The sequence below is a fragment of the Amycolatopsis acidicola genome, from assembly GCF_007713735.2.
Classification (GTDB): Bacteria; Actinomycetota; Actinomycetes; order Mycobacteriales; family Pseudonocardiaceae; genus Amycolatopsis_E; species Amycolatopsis_E acidicola.
Genome location: NZ_VMNW02000136.1, coordinates 1 through 16,030 on the forward strand (window position 1 = coordinate 1; position 16,030 = coordinate 16,030).

At 69.1% G+C, this 16,030-nt stretch carries 17 protein-coding genes and 1 pseudogene; 9 read left to right on the plus strand and 9 right to left on the minus strand.

Going from position 1 to position 16,030, the window contains the following annotated elements; genetic code table 11:
- Window positions 1–233: 233 nt before the first annotated feature.
- Entirely contained in the window at window positions 234–1,007 is a 774-nt protein-coding gene (locus FPZ12_RS42820; protein ID WP_144758424.1) for a choice-of-anchor P family protein, read from the minus strand.
- A gap of 43 nt (window positions 1,008–1,050) precedes the next feature.
- Window positions 1,051–1,848, minus strand: coding sequence for a L,D-transpeptidase (locus FPZ12_RS42825; protein WP_144758427.1), 798 nt, complete (start codon window positions 1,846–1,848; stop codon window positions 1,051–1,053).
- A gap of 406 nt (window positions 1,849–2,254) precedes the next feature.
- On the opposite strand from FPZ12_RS42825, the gene FPZ12_RS42830 reads away from it, so the two are divergent.
- Together FPZ12_RS42830 and FPZ12_RS42835 are read left to right on the plus strand one after the other, a co-directional pair.
- Window positions 2,255–2,698, plus strand: a complete 444-nt coding sequence (locus FPZ12_RS42830) for a DUF6319 family protein (protein ID WP_144758430.1) — start codon at window positions 2,255–2,257, stop codon at window positions 2,696–2,698.
- A 117-nt stretch (window positions 2,699–2,815) separates the two neighbouring features.
- Window positions 2,816–3,484: a GntR family transcriptional regulator gene (locus tag FPZ12_RS42835; RefSeq protein ID WP_243770324.1), complete on the plus strand. Its 669-nt coding sequence runs from the start codon at window positions 2,816–2,818 to the stop codon at window positions 3,482–3,484.
- Here FPZ12_RS42835 and FPZ12_RS42840 read toward each other — a convergent pair.
- Window positions 3,471–4,670, minus strand: a pseudogene (locus FPZ12_RS42840) (MFS transporter); the annotation flags it as partial. The gene FPZ12_RS42835 and the pseudogene FPZ12_RS42840 overlap by 14 nt on opposite strands.
- Before the next feature lie 48 nt (window positions 4,671–4,718).
- Between FPZ12_RS42840 and FPZ12_RS42845 the strand changes: the two are divergent.
- Both FPZ12_RS42845 and FPZ12_RS42850 read left to right on the plus strand, forming a co-directional pair.
- Window positions 4,719–5,411 carry a DUF2848 domain-containing protein gene (locus FPZ12_RS42845; protein WP_144758437.1) on the plus strand — a complete coding sequence of 231 codons (693 nt, stop codon included), beginning with the start codon at window positions 4,719–4,721 and terminating at the stop codon, window positions 5,409–5,411.
- A gap of 93 nt (window positions 5,412–5,504) precedes the next feature.
- Entirely contained in the window at window positions 5,505–6,233 is a 729-nt protein-coding gene (locus FPZ12_RS42850; RefSeq protein WP_144758441.1) for a VIT1/CCC1 transporter family protein, read from the plus strand.
- Here FPZ12_RS42850 and FPZ12_RS42855 read toward each other — a convergent pair.
- Both FPZ12_RS42855 and FPZ12_RS42860 read right to left on the minus strand, forming a co-directional pair.
- Window positions 6,230–7,102 (minus strand): alpha/beta hydrolase, encoded by an 873-nt coding sequence (locus FPZ12_RS42855; protein ID WP_166463097.1) that lies wholly within the window; start codon window positions 7,100–7,102, stop codon window positions 6,230–6,232. The two genes, FPZ12_RS42850 and FPZ12_RS42855, sit on opposite strands and share 4 nt — an antisense overlap.
- 51 nt (window positions 7,103–7,153) lie before the next feature.
- Window positions 7,154–8,611 carry a peptide MFS transporter gene (locus FPZ12_RS42860; RefSeq protein ID WP_144758447.1) on the minus strand — a complete coding sequence of 486 codons (1,458 nt, stop codon included), beginning with the start codon at window positions 8,609–8,611 and terminating at the stop codon, window positions 7,154–7,156.
- Between the two features lie 151 nt (window positions 8,612–8,762).
- Between FPZ12_RS42860 and nhaA the strand changes: the two genes are divergently transcribed.
- Genes nhaA through FPZ12_RS42875 form a run of 3 tightly spaced genes read left to right on the plus strand, consistent with a single transcriptional unit; the run spans window position 8,763 to window position 11,420 of the window.
- Window positions 8,763–9,944, plus strand: a complete 1,182-nt coding sequence (gene nhaA / locus FPZ12_RS42865; protein ID WP_144758451.1) for a Na+/H+ antiporter NhaA — start codon at window positions 8,763–8,765, stop codon at window positions 9,942–9,944.
- Window positions 9,945–9,982: 38 nt separating this feature from the next.
- On the plus strand, window positions 9,983–10,465 hold the full coding sequence (locus tag FPZ12_RS42870) for a phage holin family protein (RefSeq protein ID WP_144758454.1): 483 nt from the start codon (window positions 9,983–9,985) through the stop codon (window positions 10,463–10,465).
- 16 nt (window positions 10,466–10,481) lie between these two features.
- Entirely contained in the window at window positions 10,482–11,420 is a 939-nt protein-coding gene (locus FPZ12_RS42875) for an alpha/beta fold hydrolase (protein ID WP_144758457.1), read from the plus strand.
- Window position 11,421: 1 nt separating this feature from the next.
- Here the strand turns inward: FPZ12_RS42875 and FPZ12_RS42880 are convergent, their stop codons facing one another.
- The 4 genes from FPZ12_RS42880 to nth are packed head-to-tail and all read right to left on the minus strand — an operon-like array spanning window position 11,422 to window position 14,568.
- Window positions 11,422–12,618 carry a MarP family serine protease gene (locus FPZ12_RS42880; protein WP_144758460.1) on the minus strand — a complete coding sequence of 399 codons (1,197 nt, stop codon included), beginning with the start codon at window positions 12,616–12,618 and terminating at the stop codon, window positions 11,422–11,424.
- Window positions 12,615–13,298, minus strand: a complete 684-nt coding sequence (locus FPZ12_RS42885; protein WP_144758463.1) for an NUDIX hydrolase — start codon at window positions 13,296–13,298, stop codon at window positions 12,615–12,617. The genes FPZ12_RS42880 and FPZ12_RS42885 overlap by 4 nt, the downstream gene beginning before the upstream one ends.
- Window positions 13,295–13,888 (minus strand): TlpA family protein disulfide reductase, encoded by a 594-nt coding sequence (locus FPZ12_RS42890; protein WP_144758466.1) that lies wholly within the window; start codon window positions 13,886–13,888, stop codon window positions 13,295–13,297. The genes FPZ12_RS42885 and FPZ12_RS42890 overlap by 4 nt, the downstream gene beginning before the upstream one ends.
- On the minus strand, window positions 13,885–14,568 hold the full coding sequence (gene nth, locus FPZ12_RS42895) for an endonuclease III (RefSeq protein WP_144758469.1): 684 nt from the start codon (window positions 14,566–14,568) through the stop codon (window positions 13,885–13,887). The genes FPZ12_RS42890 and nth overlap by 4 nt, the downstream gene beginning before the upstream one ends.
- 178 nt (window positions 14,569–14,746) lie before the next feature.
- Here nth and FPZ12_RS42900 point away from each other — a divergent pair, with 178 nt between their 5' ends.
- Window positions 14,747–14,998 carry a hypothetical protein gene (locus FPZ12_RS42900; RefSeq protein WP_144758472.1) on the plus strand — a complete coding sequence of 84 codons (252 nt, stop codon included), beginning with the start codon at window positions 14,747–14,749 and terminating at the stop codon, window positions 14,996–14,998.
- A gap of 208 nt (window positions 14,999–15,206) precedes the next feature.
- On the plus strand, window positions 15,207–15,881 hold the full coding sequence (locus FPZ12_RS42905) for a Crp/Fnr family transcriptional regulator (protein ID WP_091508361.1): 675 nt from the start codon (window positions 15,207–15,209) through the stop codon (window positions 15,879–15,881).
- Window positions 15,882–16,030 lie beyond the last annotated feature (149 nt).

Here is a 16,030-nt window from a genome sequence, read left to right on the forward strand (position 1 = left end):
TCATGGTCGTGCCCGAACTCCCCAAAACCCGCTCCGGGAAAATCATGCGCCGCCTCCTGCGCGACGTCGCGGAAAACCGCGCCATCGGCGACGTCACCACCCTCGCCGACTCCTCAGTCATGGACCTCATCTCGTCCGGACTCCAGTCGGGCAAGGGCGAAGACTGAGCGGCTGATCTGACACGAAATCGGCCCCTTCCCTCGGGAAGGGGCCGATTCGTCTGTCCACAAAGGTCAGCCGGTGACGTCGAGGTGCGCCTTCACCGGGGTCGGCGTCGGCGCCTTCCCGCTCGAAGTGGCCTTGTCGCCGGAGCCGGAACCCGAGCCGCCACCCTTCGACGAGGTCGGGGTGTGCGAAGTGGATTTCGTCGGCTCGCTGGACTTCGTGCTGGTCGGGGTTTCGCCGCCGCCGTCACCGTCGTCGCCCGGCGCACAGGTGGCCGAGGCGATGTCGATCTTCTGGATGTTGTCGACGTTGATCGAGATCGCGGTGACGGTGACCGACCCGTCCTTGTGCGTGACCTGCTTGTTCAGCGTCACGGACAGCACGCCGGGCACGGTCACACCGGTGTTCGCCGGGACGGCCACGTCGAGCTTGACGTCGCCGATCTTCGCCTTGGCGAGCGAGGACGAGGCCTTGGTCCCGTCGCACTGGGCCTCGATCGCCGAAGCCTCCAGCAGCGGCTTGCCGACACCCAGGCCGACGGACACGTCCGCGACGCTGGCCCGCGCGCTGTCGGCGCCGGCCTGCGCGTTCAACGCGTGCAGCGAGACCAGGTTCGCGGGCAGGTCGAGCTTGGCCAGCGACTCCTGGGAGAACCCGTCGGAGTCGTCGACCGACGGGGTTTCCTTGATCGTGAGCAGGCCCGAGGCGGAGATCGCGAACGCGGAGTTCACGCCCGAACCGGCAGCGGTCGCCGCGCCGGCGGCGGGGGCCAGCAGCACCCCTGAAACGAGCAGCGCGGACAACGCGCCGATTCCGCCGGCAACAGCCTTCTTTCTGGACAAGAAATCACCTTTCATGGAATTGTTCTGTGAATGCCCGGCGGTGTCAGACGATGTTGACGATGGTGCCGAGCGGCATTTTGACGAGCTGGTCCAGCGCGTCCTGCGGAACGCGGATGCAGCCGTCGCTGTTGGCTTGTCCGACGAAACTGTCGTTCGGCCAGGTGTGCAGGCCGACGGTGCCGGGCCCGCCGCCGAAGGTCTCCAGCGAGTCCGAGTGATAGCTCAGCGGGAGCACGATGGGGCTGTAGGTGTTCTTGGACTCCTCGATGGAGGCGATGATGTAGGCGCGCCCGGCCGGGGTGGGGTGCTCCGGCTTGCCGGTGCCGATCGTCCACTTCCCGATCTGCTTGCCGTTTTCCAGTATCTGCAACGTGAACGAGGCGCGGTCGACGTTGATGGCGTAGTCGTTCTGCGCGGGCTCGGCCGTTCCCTCGGGGACGTGGATCCAGCCCGCCGAGGCGTTCGGCCTCGTCGGCAGCAGCACTTCCGCCCAGTCGTCCTGTTCCGCGACGACCGGAACCCAGGTCGGCGAGCCCATCTGGATCGCGGGCAGCTTGGCGATCGGCTTGCCGCCGACGCTCGCGTACACCACCAGATCGCTCTTCGGGTGCAGCACCTTGCCCGCGCTCGCACCGGCTCCCGGCTGCGGGTCGGTGGGCGCGCCGGTGACCGTGGCGAAGGTGTTCGCCTCCGGCAGCTGGGTGAGATCCTCCTGACTGACGGCCGCGGGCGCGACCTCCGGAGAATCATTTCCGGCGCACGCGGAAGTGCAGGCAACCAGAATCGAAAAACCGGCGACCGCGAACAATTTCCGGGCGCGCGAAACCGCAGTTTTCTGCATCTACCAATCCTCGAGACTACTTCGGACAGAGAATCCGCCGCGCCGTGTCTCCCCGAAGACATGTGGCACCGCAGGGGCGTCTGTCCAAAGAGCTATCAGCAACTCGTTCTGGTGATCAACTATCGGGTAGCTCACGCTCAAGCCCGCCACCTGCGGAAACGCACCATTTCCCAAGCTCGGGAAAAATCGGGCACTACACTCGATCGAGTGCAGATCTGTAACGTGGCGCGTCGGCCCACCCCCATCCGCGTCCACCCGTGCGAGTGAGCGCACCCCCAACCGGGCCCGGGGTGGCCGCCGCCCGCACAATCTGAGTCCGGGAACCCACTATTCCCAAAGTCGAACACGTGTTCTAGGATTCCGGACGTCGTAGCCGGACCCCACAACGAGGGAGACCGCACCCGCAATGAGCTTGGACACCACGACCGCCCCGCAGGAGCAGGCCGCCGACGAGGAGAAGCCCGCCGACGCGAAGACCGAGGCCACCGAAGCCACGAAGTCCGAGCCCGCCGAGGCCGGGCAGGCCGAAGAGGCCCCGAAGCCGAAGCGCGGCCGCGCCAAGGGCGCGACCGCCCGCAAGACCCGCACCGTCGAGCTGACCCTCACGGTCACCGGCACGGCCGACGGCGACTGGCAGGCGGAACTCAAGCACGGCAGCACCTGGGTGGCTCGCGGCCTGGCGATCTCCGCCTCCGCCGTGTCCCGTGCGGTCAAGGAGCTGCACGAGGACCTCGCGACGCCGATCGACGAGGTCATCAACCAGGCCCGTGAGCAGCAGAAAGCCAAGGTCGCCGCCCTCGAGGCCGAGCTGGAGGAAGCGAAGCAGGCGCTCGCCGAGCTGGACAGCTGACCTACACTCGATATCGCGCCACAGACTCGCCGGGGCGGATGCTCACTCGATCAGGCATCCGCCCCGGCGTTCCGTTTGTAACGGGACAGCCCTGAGTACGATCTGTATACAACGTGTATGGAGGGAGTATCCGGGATGCCCGGCACGACGAAGGCCCCGTCCTCGGGCCGTGACAAGGCCTACCGGTTCCTGAAGGGCTCGGTACTGGCCGACCCCGAGATGGAAGGCGCCTTCGTCAGCGAGCAGGACGTGGCCGAGCAGGTGGGCGTCTCACGGACGCCGGTCCGGGAGGCGCTGCTGCAGCTGGCGTCCGAAGAGCTCGTCCAGCTGGTGCCGAACAGGGGCGCGTACATCGCCCCGCTGAGCGGCCGTGACCTGCGCGAGCTGTTCGAGCTGCGGGGTGTGCTGGAGCGGTACGCGGCGCAGCGGGCCATCGAGACGGGCAACGTCCCGGAGGACGAACTGCGCGCGGCGATGGAGGAGCAAAAGCGGTTCGAGGACCCGGCGCACGCCAAGGAGTTCATCGAGCTCGACCACCACTTCCACAGCGTGCTGATCGACAGCGTCGGCAACTCGATGCTGAGCAAGACGTACGCCTCGCTGCGCGCCCGGCAGATGCGCGCCGGGCTCAACGCCCTGGCCCGCTCCAGCGGGCGCCAGGAGCGGGTGCTGGCCGAGCACTACGCGATCTTCAAGGCCCTGGAGGTGCGGGCGCTGCCCGCGGCGATGGCGGCGATCGACCACCACCACACGACCACCCTGAACACCCAGCTCACCGCGAGGTGACCTGGTCGTTCACCTCGGCAGGCTCGGTGGCGGTGCGCGCCAGCGCCACCCCGATCACGCTGACAACGCCCGCCACCAGCACGTACAGAGCGAGGGCGAGCCAGGTGCCGAACCCGGCCAGCAGGCTCGTGAACAGCAGCGGCGCCACGGCTCCGCCGATGATCCCGGCGAGGGTGTAAGCTAGCGAACTGCCGGTGTAGCGCAGTCGCTCCGAGAACTGTTCGGTGACCAGCGCCGCCTGCGGCCCGTACAGCGCCGCGTGGATCACCAACGCGATCACCACGCCGATCAGCACGGCGGCGAACGAGCGCGTGGACACCAGCGGGAAGAACACGAACGGCCATGCCGCCGCGGCGATGGTGGCGACGAGGTACAGCCGGCGCCGGTCGATCCGGTCGGACAGTGCGCCGAACGCGGGCATCAGCACCAGCTGGCAGGCCGACCCGATCATCACGGCGGCGAGTCCCGCGCCGCGTGACATGTGCAGCTGCTGGGTCAGGTAGGTCAGCACGAACACCGTGAACAACGCGTACAACACATCCGGGCACACGCGCACGAACATGGCCGCCAGCAGCGCCCGCTTTTCGGTGCGGAACACCTCCGAGATCGGCGCCCGCGGCCGCTCGCCGGTCGCGGCGATGCGGCGGAACACCGGCGTTTCCTCCAGCTTCAGCCGGATCCACAGGCCGAACGCGACGAGTGCGCCGGACAGCAGGAAGGCCACGCGCCAGCCCCAGGAGTCGAACTGCGCTTCGGTCAGCGAGACGGACAGCACGGCGAGGACGCCGTTCGCGAGCAGGTTGCCCGCGGGCGGGCCGACCTGCGCCGCCGAAGCCCAGAACCCCCGTTTGGCGGGGTCGCCGAACTCGCTGGACAGCAGCACCGCACCGCCCCACTCGCCGCCGATGCCGACACCCTGCGCGAATCGCAGCAGCACGAGCAGCACCGCGGCCAGGCCGCCGACGGCCTCGTGCGTCGGCAGCAGACCGATCAGGAACGTGCTGATGCCGGTGAGCAGCAGCGTCGTCACCAGGACGCGCTTGCGGCCGAGCACGTCGCCGAGCCTGCCGAAGACGAACCCGCCGAGCGGCCGTGACAGGTAGCCGACCGCATATGTCGAGAAGGCGGCCATCGTGCTGACCAGCGGATCTCCGCCGGGGAAGAACTGGTGGCCGAACACCGTCGCGGGTCCCGGTTGTAAGAACTGGGTTACCTCGGAAACGGAGAGCACGACATGACGACACCTCCCGAGCTGCGGTTTCGCCTACCCGACGGCGCCGAGGCCGCCGTCAGCGTGCACACGCTGCTCAACGGCGGGTACGCCGGGCGCAACCAAGAGGACGTCGCCGCGCACGTCGCCGAACTGGCCGAGCTCGGCGTGCCCGCGCCCGACTCGACCCCCGCCGTCTACCCCATCGCCCCGTACCTGGCGATGCAGACCGACGAGGTGCCCGCCCAGCACGGACGCACCTCCGGCGAGGCCGAATGGGCGCTGCTCGTGACGGGCTCGCGACCGGAGGACGTGTTGCTCACCGCGGCCTGCGATCACACCGATCGCGCGCTGGAAGTGCACGGCGTGGCGTGGAGCAAGAACGCCGGCCCGGACGTGCTCGCCCGCAACGCCTGGCGGCTGACCGACGTCGCCGACCGGATCGACACACTGACTCTGCGCGCGTGGGCCGGCGAAACCCTGATCCAGGACGGCACGCTGGCCGAACTACTCAGCCCCCAGTACTGGCTCGAATTCCTCACCGGACACGGCCTGCGCACCGAGGGCGTGGCACTGCTGTCCGGCACGATCCCGATGCGGCCCGGTGCCGACCAGTTCGCCGGGCAGTGGCGCGTGGAGCTGGGCGACCCGGAGACCGGGGCCTCGATCGGCCTCGGTTATCGCGTGCGGCGGCTCCCGGAGTTCACCGGAAAATAGCATTCAGGATAGGCAAAACTAACTGAGGTTTGCCTTTTCTCGTACCACGAAGATAACACGGCGACCGGGCGGTCACTGTGTTTGAATAATGGCGTGACCGAAACCCAGGACGCCACTTCGGCGCACTCGCACGAACCGCACCACGAGAAGCTCGGCAGCAAGCTGAACTGGCTGCGTGCCGGGGTTCTCGGCGCCAACGACGGGATCGTGTCGACGGCGGGGATCGTCGTCGGGGTCGCCGGGGCGACCACCGACCGCACCGCCGTGCTGATGGCCGGAATAGCGGGACTGGTGGCTGGCGCGCTTTCGATGGCGGGCGGGGAATACGTCTCGGTGAGCACTCAGCGCGATACCGAACGCGCGATGCTCCGGCTGGAAAAACAGGAACTGAAAACAATGCCGGAGGCCGAGGAACGCGAACTCGCCGAGATCTACGAGGAGAAAGGGCTTTCCCCGGAGCTCGCCGCGCGGGTGGCCAAGGAACTCAGCGAGAACGACGCGCTGAGCGCGCACGCCGAGGCCGAGCTCGGCATCGACCCGGACGGGCTGACCAGCCCGTGGCAGGCGGCCTGGGCGTCCCTGCTGTCGTTCTCCGTCGGCGCGCTGCTGCCGCTGCTGGCCATCGCGCTGCCGCCGGTCTCGTGGCGGGTGTGGGCGTGCGTGATCGCGGTCGCCGCGGGCCTGTTCATCACCGGTTACGTCAGCGCCCGGCTGGGCAACGCGCGCGCCCGCCGGGCCGTACTGCGGAACGTCGGTGTCGGCCTGCTGACGATGCTGGTCACCTACTACGTCGGAACGTTGTTCGGCGTCGCGACGGGTTAGCCGACCGCGGCACGGAAGAACTCGGCCGCTTGCGCGGTGGCGGCCTCGGCCTCCGGGGTACCGAGCATGATCGGGTAGACGTGGGGCGCGCCTTCCTCGACATGCAGGGTCACGTCGACGCCGGCGGCGGTCGCCGCTTCGGCGAACAGCTCGGAGTTGGCCAGCAACAGTTCCGCGGTGCCCACCTGCACCAGCAGCTGTGGCAGGCCGGTGAGGTCGGCGTACAAAGGCGAAACAAGCGGGTCGCGCGGATCGGCGTCGCCCACGTACGGGGCTACCAGCGCACGCAGCCGTTCGACGGTGAAGATCGGGTCGTCGGTGTCGGTGAAGGACTCGCCGGTGCAGTCAGTGCCCGGGGACAGCAGCGCTGCCGCGGCGGGCAGCTCCTCGCCCGCGTCCCGCAGCGCGATGAGCAGCCCGAGTACGAGATTGCCGCCCGCGGAGTCGCCGGCGAGCACGATCGAACTCGCGGGCACGCCCTGTGCACGAACCCACTGCCACACCGTGCGGACGTCTTCGGGCGCCGCGGGGAACGGGTGCTCCGGCGCCAGCCGGTACTCGGGAAGCAACACCCGCGCGCCGGCAGCGCGCCCGAGCCGCGCGGCGAGTTCGGCGTGCGAGCGCAACGAACCGACCATGAACCCGCCGCCGTGGACGTACACGAGAACCTTGCCGGCGTCTACGCCCGGCGCGGTCAGCCAGTGCGCGGGCACCCCGCCCGCGTCGACCTCTTCGACCCGCACGTCTTCGGGGACCGGGTGGATCCGGCCTGCCGGGGCGAACGCGGCGCGGATCTCCTCCAGCGGCGGGGGCTCCTGCCCGGCGGGCGCGTCCCGTACGGCACGGAACCGGTCGATCAGCTCGTTCATCGCGGCACTCGGCATACCAGTGACCAACACCGACGCCCCGCGGGTATTCCGTTACCGGACGCCGGACATCAGCTTCCGGACGAACGGGCTGAACACCGCGAGCAGCACGCCGATCACGATCGCGACACCGCCGAGGATGCCGAAGTACGGGCCCTCGTTGTCGGTGCTGTAGTACTCGGCCAGCGAGCCCGAAAGCGCGGTGCCCAGCGAAACCGAGAGGAAGAACAGCGCGACCATCTGCGTCTGGAACGCCTCCGGCGCGAGCTTCGTGGACAGCGACAACCCCACCGGCGAAAGCATCAGCTCCGCGATCGTGAACACCAGCAGGATCCCGATGAGACCGAGCAGCGGCGCGCTGTTCGGGCCACCGCCCTCCATCGGCAGGAAGAGCAGGAACGCCACGCCCATGATCGCCGTGCCGAGCGCGAACTTGATCGGCGTCGACGGCTGCCGCCGCGCGAGTTTCGTCCACAGCAGCGCGAACACCGGCGCGAGCAGGATGATGAACACCGGGTTGATCGACTGCACCCACGAGACGGGCATCTCCCAGCCGAACAGGTTCCGGTCCAGCCGCTTGTCCGAGTAGACCTCGACCACGGTGAACTGCTGCTGGTAGAGCGACCAGAACGCGGCGCTAGCGATGAACATCGGGATGAACGAGAGCACCCGCTTGCGTTCCAGCGACGTGATCTTGCGGCTGGTCAGGATCACCGCGAAGTAGACGACGGCGGCGATCGCGACGACCCACACGACGACGTCGGAGAGGTTCGCGGCGGTCACCAGCCCGGTCAGCACCGCGGCGACGATCACCACGACGATCAGGACGGCCACGCCGGTCATCGGCAGCCGACCGCTCGCGGGCAGCGGGTTCGGCACGGTCCGCGCGGAATCCGGCAGGTGCCGCCTGCCGATCGCGTACTGGGTCAGGCCCAGCGCCATGCCGATCGCGGCCAGCCCGAAGCCGAGGTGGAAGCCCACGTTGCTCTGGGCCAGCCCGGTGAGCAGCGGACCGATGAAGCCACCGAGGTTGATGCCCATGTAGAAGAGGCTGAACCCGCCGTCGCGCCGCTCGTCCTTCTCGTCGTAAAGCGTGCCGACGACGGAGGTCGCGTTGCCCTTCAACCCACCGCTGCCGAGCGCGACGCACACGAGACCGACGCCCACGCCGGCGAAACCGGGCAGCACGGCGAGCGCGAGGTGCCCGATCATGATCAGCACGCCGCTGTAGAACAGCGTGCGCTCGGCGCCGAGCAGCCGGTCGGCGATCCACGCCCCGGCGATGGTCGAGAGGTAGACCAGCCCGCCGTACGCGCCCACGATGCTGGTGGCGGTGGCCTCCGGCATCGCGAGCCCGCCGTTGGCGACGGAGTAGTACAGGTAGATGGGCAGAATGCCCAGCATCCCGTAGTAGGAGAAGCGCTCCCACATCTCCACGCCGAACAGGTTCGCGAGCGCCAGTGGGTGCCCGAAGAACCTGCGGTCCGTTCTGGCCTCGGTGGAGGTCGTCATCGCCGACAGTCCTTTGGTCTAGACATTGTTGGCGATTCACATACTAGAACTTCGTTCGGCTTGGCCCGCACGGGTACCGGTAGAATGGCCGCAGGTGCGCCGGGAAGTCTGGTCGGCAAGACTGAACCGACCGTTCCCCCAGGGAGTGCCCGTGCAGCGAGCCGCCGCCGAGTTCGTCCGTTTCCTCCGCACCGAGACCACCGGCGGCCTGATCCTCCTCGGCGCCGCCGCGGTCGCACTGGTCTGGGCCAACTCCCCGCTCGGCGACGTGTACCGGACGATCCGGGATTTCCCGGTGGGGCCGCATTTCCTGCATCTGGACCTGTCCATTGGGGACTGGGCGAAGGACGGGCTGCTCGCGCTGTTCTTCTTCGTCGCCGGGCTGGAGCTCAAGCGCGAACTCGTCGTCGGCGAGCTGTCCCACTGGAAGCGCGCGGCGTTGCCGGTGTTCGCCGCGATCGGCGGCATGGTGGTGCCCGCGCTCATCGCGTTCACGATCGCGGGCGGTACGCCGGGCGCCGAGCGCGCGTGGGCTATCCCGACGGCCACGGACATCGCCTTCGCGCTCGGAGTGCTGGCGATCACCGGCTCGAACCTGCCCAGCAGCGCCCGGATCTTCCTGCTCTCGCTGGCGGTGGTCGACGATCTCGGCGCGATCGTGCTGATCGCCGTGTTGTTCACCACGAGCTTCAACCTGATCGCCGCCGCGGTCGCCGTCGCCGCGCTCGGCCTCTACGCCTGGCTGCAACACCGACGCGTGCGGACCGCGTGGATCTACGTGCCGCTGGCGGTGATCACCTGGGTCGCGGTGCATACAACCGGTGTGCACGCGACGATCGCGGGCGTGGCGCTCGGGCTGCTGACGCGGGTCCGGCCGGATCCCGGCGAAGAAGTCGCGCCCGCGGTGCGGCTGGAACACCGCCTGCAGCCGTGGTCGGCGGCGGTCGCGGTGCCGGTGTTCGCCCTGTTCGCCGCCGGGATCGAGATCGACGCGCACTCGCTCGGCGAGGTGTTCACCACCGCGCTGCCGCTGTCGATCCTCGTCGGGCTGGTCGTCGGCAAGTTCGCCGGACTGCTCGGCGCCTCCGCGCTGGCCGTCCGGCTCCGCTTCGCCGAACGCCCGCGTGGCACGGGGTGGCGGGACATGGCGGCGTTGTCGCTGCTGGGCGGGGTCGGGTTCACGGTGAGCCTGTTGATCTCCGATCTCGCGCTGACCGGAGCGGCGAGCGAGCGGGCGAAGGCGGCGGTGCTGCTGGCGTCCGCGATCGCCTCGCTCGCCGGGGCCGCCGTGTTGCTGCGCCGCAACAAAGTGCACGGCGCGCGGGAGGACTGACCGAGCCGCCCGCCACGACACATGGCACGATGGCCCCCGTGAGCAGCCAGGAGCACGAACGCAACGGCCCGGACGGCCTCGGGGCCGTGCCCTACATCCCGTTGTCCGGTGACGACGGCAAAGCCGATGGCGCCCAGTCGATCGGCAGCCTCGTCGGCCAGGCGACCCAGCACATGTCGACGCTGGTCAGGGCCGAGGTCGAGCTGGCGAAGTCAGAGGTCGTCGGCGAGGTCAAGAAGGGCGTCAAAGGCAGCGTCTTCTTCATCGTCGCCGGGGTGATCGCGCTCTACAGCTCGTTCTTCTTCTTTTTCTTCCTCGGAGAGCTGCTGTCCGAATGGCTCAAGCGCTGGGCCGCCTTCGGCATCGTCTTCCTGTTGATGCTGGTCGTGGCCGGCATCTGCGGCCTCCTCGGGTACCGCAAGCTGAAGAAGATCCGGGCGCCGGAGCGCACGATAACCAGCTTCAAGGACACCGCGGCCGCGCTCAAGCCGAAGCGCGAGGCCGTACCCGAGCACAGCTGACGCCCGGCCCGTAGCCGTGGAGCCGCCCGATCCGTCCACCGTCCGGTTCGCCGGACCGTGGACGCACCGAGACGTGTCCGCCAACGGCATCCGGTTGCACGTCGCCGAAGCCGGAACCGGCCCGTTGGTGCTGCTGCTGCACGGGTTCGCCGAGTTCTGGTGGGCCTGGCGGCATCAGCTGCGCTCGCTGGCCGACGCCGGGTTCCGCGTCGTCGCGGTCGATCTGCGCGGGTACGGCGACTCCGACAAGCCCCCGCGCGGTTACGACGCGTGGACGCTCGCCGGTGACGTGACCGGCCTGATCCGTTCGCTCGGCGAGCGCCGGGCGCATCTGGTCGGGCATGCCTGGGGCGGGATGCTCGCCTGGACGGCGGCGTCACTGCACCCCCGGTTCGTCGCGTCGGTGAGCGTGCTCGGCGGGGCGCATCCGCTGGCGTTCCGCTCCGCGATCGCCGGAACACCGTTGCGGCGCAAGCACAAAAGCCAGGCCAGGGCGATGGGGCACCTGTTCCGCTTCCAGGTACCGATGCGCCCGGAGAAATGGCTGGTCGCGGACGAGGCGGCGGCGGTGGAACGACTTGTCCGCGCCTGGTCCGGCGAAGCCTGGCCATCGGCCGGGGATTTTCCCGACACCATGCGGAAATTCCGGCAGGCGATGCTCGTGCCGGGCGTGGCGCACAGCGCGCTGGAGTACTACCGGTGGGCGTTCCGCGCGCAGTTCCGCGGCGAAGGCAGGCGCTTCACCAGTGACGTCGGCACCAGGCCCGCCGCGTCGGTGCTGCAGATCCACGGCACGGCCGACACCTGCGTCCTGCCGGAGACGGCCCGCGATTCCTCGCCATGGCTCGGGCCGCGGTCGCGGTTCGAGTCCCTTTCGGACATCGGCCACTTCCCGCACCTGGAAGACCCGGCCCGCACGGACAAGGCGCTCATCGCGTTCCTGAACGAGCAGTAGCTCAGGCCGCGCAGGAGCCCGTGCTGACCCGGGCGCTCAGCGCGGGCGCCTCCTCGATGACCGGGTTGACCTGCTTGGCGGTCAAGGTGAATCCGGTGTCCTGGTCCTCCACCGAAGCCCCGAACACGACCCCGATGACCTGGCCGGACGGGTTCACCAGCGGGCCACCGGAGTTCCCGCTGCGCACCTGGGCGCGCACCGTGAACACGTCTCGCCGCACCGTGCGCGAGTCGTAGATGTCGGGGCCCTGCAAGGTGATCTCGTTGCGGATGCGGGCGGCCGTCGCGGTGTACGGGCCGTCCAGCGGGTAGCCGAGCACGATCGCGCTGTCGCCGGCCTGGCCCGGTGTGGAGGCCACTGTCAGCGGCGTGGCGTTCAGGCGCGGCACCGCGAGCACGGCGACGTCGACCTGCGGATCGAAGTAGACGACCCTCGCCGGCAACCGGCCCTGCGACGTCTCGACCGCCGTCTCGTCCGTGCCCGCGACGACGTGCGCGTTGGTCATCACCCGCTGCGGCGCGACGACGAACCCGCTGCCCTCCAAGGCGCGCGAGCAGGACGACGCCGTGCCGCGGATCTTGAGCACGCTGCCCTTCAGCTGCTGCACGACGGCGCTGGTCTGCAGGCTCGTGTCCGGCGGCGCGATCTCGTTTATCTGGGTCTTCTGGAACGGGTCCACCACCGACGGGAACCCGGATGCGTCAAGGAGTTTCCGCAGGTCGGCCGGCAGCCCTTCGGCGGCGGCCGGCATCGCCTTGTCGACCGCGCCGAGCACGGCCGAGTTGTTGATCGCCTTGGCCAGCCCCGGCAGCGCAGCGACCCCGGTGAGCGGGACCGCGATCAGCCAGGCCACCACGAAGACGACGATGCCCTGCACGATCGCGCCGAGCGTCTGGTCGATCCCGGTGAGCTTGCTGGTGTTGAACCGGTCCTTGATCGCCATCTTGACCCGGCGGCCGAGCCACACCCCGAGCGTTTCGCCGAGCGCCACGAGGAAGACCACCGTCGCGACGGCGAACGCGACCTTCGCGGCCGGATTCTCGAACAGCTCCACCACCAGCGGCGCGAGCTTGATGCCCGCGATGGCGCCGACGACCACGCCGACCAGCGCGGGCAACGCGATGACAACGCCCTGCCGGGCACCTGAGATCGCGGCCAGCAGCGCCAGCACAATCACCAGGACGTCGACCCAGTTCATCGTGTCTCCCTCTCGTGATCGCGCAACGCTACGTCAAGATCGCGCACGTCGCGGCGATCCCACTCGCGTTCCCAGCCACCCAGGGAAAGCAGCACCGACAACAGGCCGGCGGTGAAGCCCCAGACGAACAAACCGTCGACGACGAAGACCGGGCTGCGGTATTTCATGCCCGGCCGTGAAACCTGGAAGCGGTTCGCCGGATCGGCCAGATCGCTGAGCGCGACCCTGGCCACCGCGGCGGTTTCGGCCGCGTCGACCGGGTGCACCGGGGACGGCTTCTCCCAGTGCGCGAGCACCGGTGTCACGGCGAACCGCGAGACCGGCACGAACAGCTCGGGCAGGATCGCGACCGGCCGCACCCCGATGGGGTCGACGCCCGTCTCCTCCTCGGCCTCGCGCAACGCGGTGGAGACGACCCCGTCGTCCGCGTCCTCGACTCCGCCGCCGGGAAAGGCGACCTGGCCGGCGTGCGAGCCGAGCGTGTCGGCGCGGCGCAGCAGCAGGACGTCCGGGCCGCTGGGGCCTTCGCCGAGGAGGATCAGCACGGCGGCAGAGCGGGTGTACTCGTTGTCCGGCGGGCTGAATCTCGTGAACGTGCTGGAGTCGACCCGCCCGCTGGCCTCGACCAGCGGGCGCAACCACGCGGGGACCGAACCCGCCTCGACCAGCGGACCGCTCACGAGTACTCCTCCACGGCCTTGCGCACCGCGTCACTGTTGTCGAAGAGGCGTGGGTTTTCGATGAAATGGACCTGTCCGTCCCGGGTGACCAGGTACGACGCCGGCAGGCTCGAGGGCACCTTGAACGCCGTCCGCACGGGACCGGTCTGGCCCTCGCCGTCGAACGCCGCCGGCAGATGCACGCCGAGTGTCTTGAGCAGGGCCAGCCCGTCGGCCTCCGAGCTGTCGACCTGCACGGCCAGTACCCGCACCGCGCCGGGCTGCGCGGCGTACTGGCTCAGCACCGGCAGCTCGGTCTTGCAGGGCTGGCACCAGGTGGCCCAGAAGTTGACGAGCGTGGGCGCCCCGGCCAGCGCCGTGTCGAGATTCACCGTCGATCCGTCGCCGAGGCATTGCGCCCGCACACCTTTGAGCTGCGCGACTTCACCGGTTCCGGCCGGGCAGGGCGGCAGCGCCGCCGCGGCACGTGCCTGCGACAAATCGGGCGCCGCCGCGTTCCGCGTCGTGCCGTTGTCCCTGGGGAGCACCGCGATGATCACCCCGAGCACCAGCACGCCGATGACGAGCGCCCATTTCGTCGCCTTGGTCACTGCCCTTGCACCATCGCCAGCAGGTGATCGCGCTCCGGGCCTTTGACCAGCTTCGCCGCTTCTTCGAAGTCGATCGGCCCGAGGCCGTAGGAGGGGCAGTCGCGGGCGAGCGGGCAAGCCCCGCACGCCGGTTTACGGGAGTGGCAGACGCGCCTGCCGTGGAAGATCACCCGATGCGAGAGCATCGTCCAGTCCTTGCGCGGGATCAGCTCGCCGACCGCGTGCTCGACCTTGACCGGATCTTCTTCCCTGGTCCAGCCCCAGCGGCGGACGAGCCTGCCGAAGTGGGTGTCCACGGTGATGCCGGGGATGTCGAAGGCGTTGCCCAGTACGACGTTCGCGGTTTTGCGCCCGACGCCGGGAAGTGTGACGAGTTCCTCGATCTTGCGCGGCACCTCGCCGTCGAAGCGCTCGACCAGCGCGGCGCCCAGTCCCATCACCGAGTTGGCCTTCGCCCGGAAGAAACCGGTGGGGCGGAGCATTTCCTCGAGCTCGGTGCGATCCGCGGCGGCGTAGTCGGCGGCGGTCCTGTAGCGCGCGAACAGCGCGGGCGTGACCTGGTTGACGCGCACATCGGTGGTCTGCGCGGAAAGCACGACGGCGACGATCAGCTCGAGCGGGTTGGTGAAATCGAGCTCGGCGCGGGCGTCGGGATAGGCCTCGGCGAGGCAACGCACCATGCGGCGCGCGCGTCTAACAAGAGCAAGCCGACTTTCGTCACCCTTTCGGGGTCCACGGCGAACGGCAGGAGGCACCCCGATAGCCTACGAAAGGTTCGTCGGGCACCTCTCGGTGGCCGACACGCCGCGCCCCGGCCTGGCGCGAGAACCGAGCAACTTAAGCGAGGATCTGAAGTCGATGACGGTCTGGTTCGTAGTAGCGGTTCCGCTCGTGATGATGTTCTTCGCGCTGGCCATGGAGCGCGTGGAAAGCCGCCTCAAGCACGTCGCCGTGCAGGAGGAGGAAGTCGAGGAGTTCCTCGAGCAGGCGAGGCCCAACGAAGTCAGGGCACTCTACGGTCACGGGATCGGCCGCGCGCTCGAGTTGTTCCGGTTGCGGAGGCTCGGCGGAAGGGCCGCCAAGCTGCGGCCGAAGCGTTCGCGGAGCTAGTCCTCCGACCACCCTCGGCGACTCTCCGTCGGCGCCGGTTAAGCTGAGGTGTCCGGACGAGATCGTTCTCACCCTCGTGGGCGTTAGCAGCCTGGCCATTCGGCGAGCCGTGCGGCGATCTCGCCCGAACGGCCTAGACTGCACGCAAGTGATCGGCGACACGTGCCCGCACCTCGGGTTCGGGTCGCCAGCAATGAGGAGGCACGAGGTGGACGAGACCCTGGCCCGGGCGGGCATCTTCCAGGGGGTGGAACCGGCCGCGGCCGAGGCGCTCGCGCAGACCTTGGAGACCGTGGAGTTCCCGCGTGGCCACGTGATCTTCACTGAGGGCGAGCCCGGCGACAAGCTGTACATCATCCTTTCCGGCAAGGTCAAGATCGGCCGGAAGTCGCCGGACGGGCGCGAGAACCTGCTGTGGATCGCGGGGCCGTCGGACATGTTCGGCGAGCTGTCCATCTTCGACCCTGGGCCGCGCACGTCGAGTGCGACGACGGTGACCGAGGTCCGCGCCGTGACGATGGACAGGCCGTCGTTGCGCAAGTGGATCTCGACCCGCCCGGAGATCGCCGAGCAGTTGCTGCGGGTGATCGCCAGGAGGCTGCGGCGGACGAACAACATGGTCGCGGAGCTGATCTTCACGGATGTGCCGGGCCGGGTGGCGCGTGCGCTGCTGCAGCTCGCGCAGCGCTTCGGCAGTCAGGAGGCCGGCATTCTGCGGGTCACGCACGACCTGACGCAGGAGGAGATCGCCCAGTACGTCGGCGCGAGCCGCGAGACCGTCAACAAGGCACTCGCCGACTTCGCCCACCGCGGCTGGCTCCGCCTGGAAGGCAAGAGCGTCCTGATCCTGGACCCAGAACGCCTAGCCCGCCGCGCACGGTAAGACCGAGCAACGGGGCGATAAGGCCAGCGCGCCTGAATCACCACCAAGAAGAGGGCCCGTCCGCCATGCGGACGGGCCCAACTTCGTAGGCAAGACGACAACGAAACGTGCTCCGCACGTTGGGGGGGTCCAGGGGGGCGAAGCCCTCC

Bases quoted from the DNA above. Each gene is read 5' to 3' on its own strand.
- FPZ12_RS42835 (WP_243770324.1), top strand. From the start codon at position 2,816: ATGGAGGGAGTATCCGGGATGCCCGGCACGACGAAGGCCCCGTCCTCG.
- FPZ12_RS42830 (WP_144758430.1), top strand. From the start codon at position 2,255: ATGAGCTTGGACACCACGACCGCCCCGCAGGAGCAGGCCGCCGACGAG.
- FPZ12_RS42900 (WP_144758472.1), top strand. From the start codon at position 14,747: ATGACGGTCTGGTTCGTAGTAGCGGTTCCGCTCGTGATGATGTTCTTC.
- FPZ12_RS42860 (WP_144758447.1), bottom strand. From the start codon at position 8,611: ATGACGACCTCCACCGAGGCCAGAACGGACCGCAGGTTCTTCGGGCAC.
- nth (WP_144758469.1), bottom strand. From the start codon at position 14,568: ATGGTGCGTTGCCTCGCCGAGGCCTATCCCGACGCCCGCGCCGAGCTC.
- FPZ12_RS42845 (WP_144758437.1), top strand. From the start codon at position 4,719: ATGACGACACCTCCCGAGCTGCGGTTTCGCCTACCCGACGGCGCCGAG.
- FPZ12_RS42855 (WP_166463097.1), bottom strand. From the start codon at position 7,102: ATGAACGAGCTGATCGACCGGTTCCGTGCCGTACGGGACGCGCCCGCC.
- FPZ12_RS42880 (WP_144758460.1), bottom strand. From the start codon at position 12,618: ATGAACTGGGTCGACGTCCTGGTGATTGTGCTGGCGCTGCTGGCCGCG.
- FPZ12_RS42825 (WP_144758427.1), bottom strand. From the start codon at position 1,848: ATGCAGAAAACTGCGGTTTCGCGCGCCCGGAAATTGTTCGCGGTCGCC.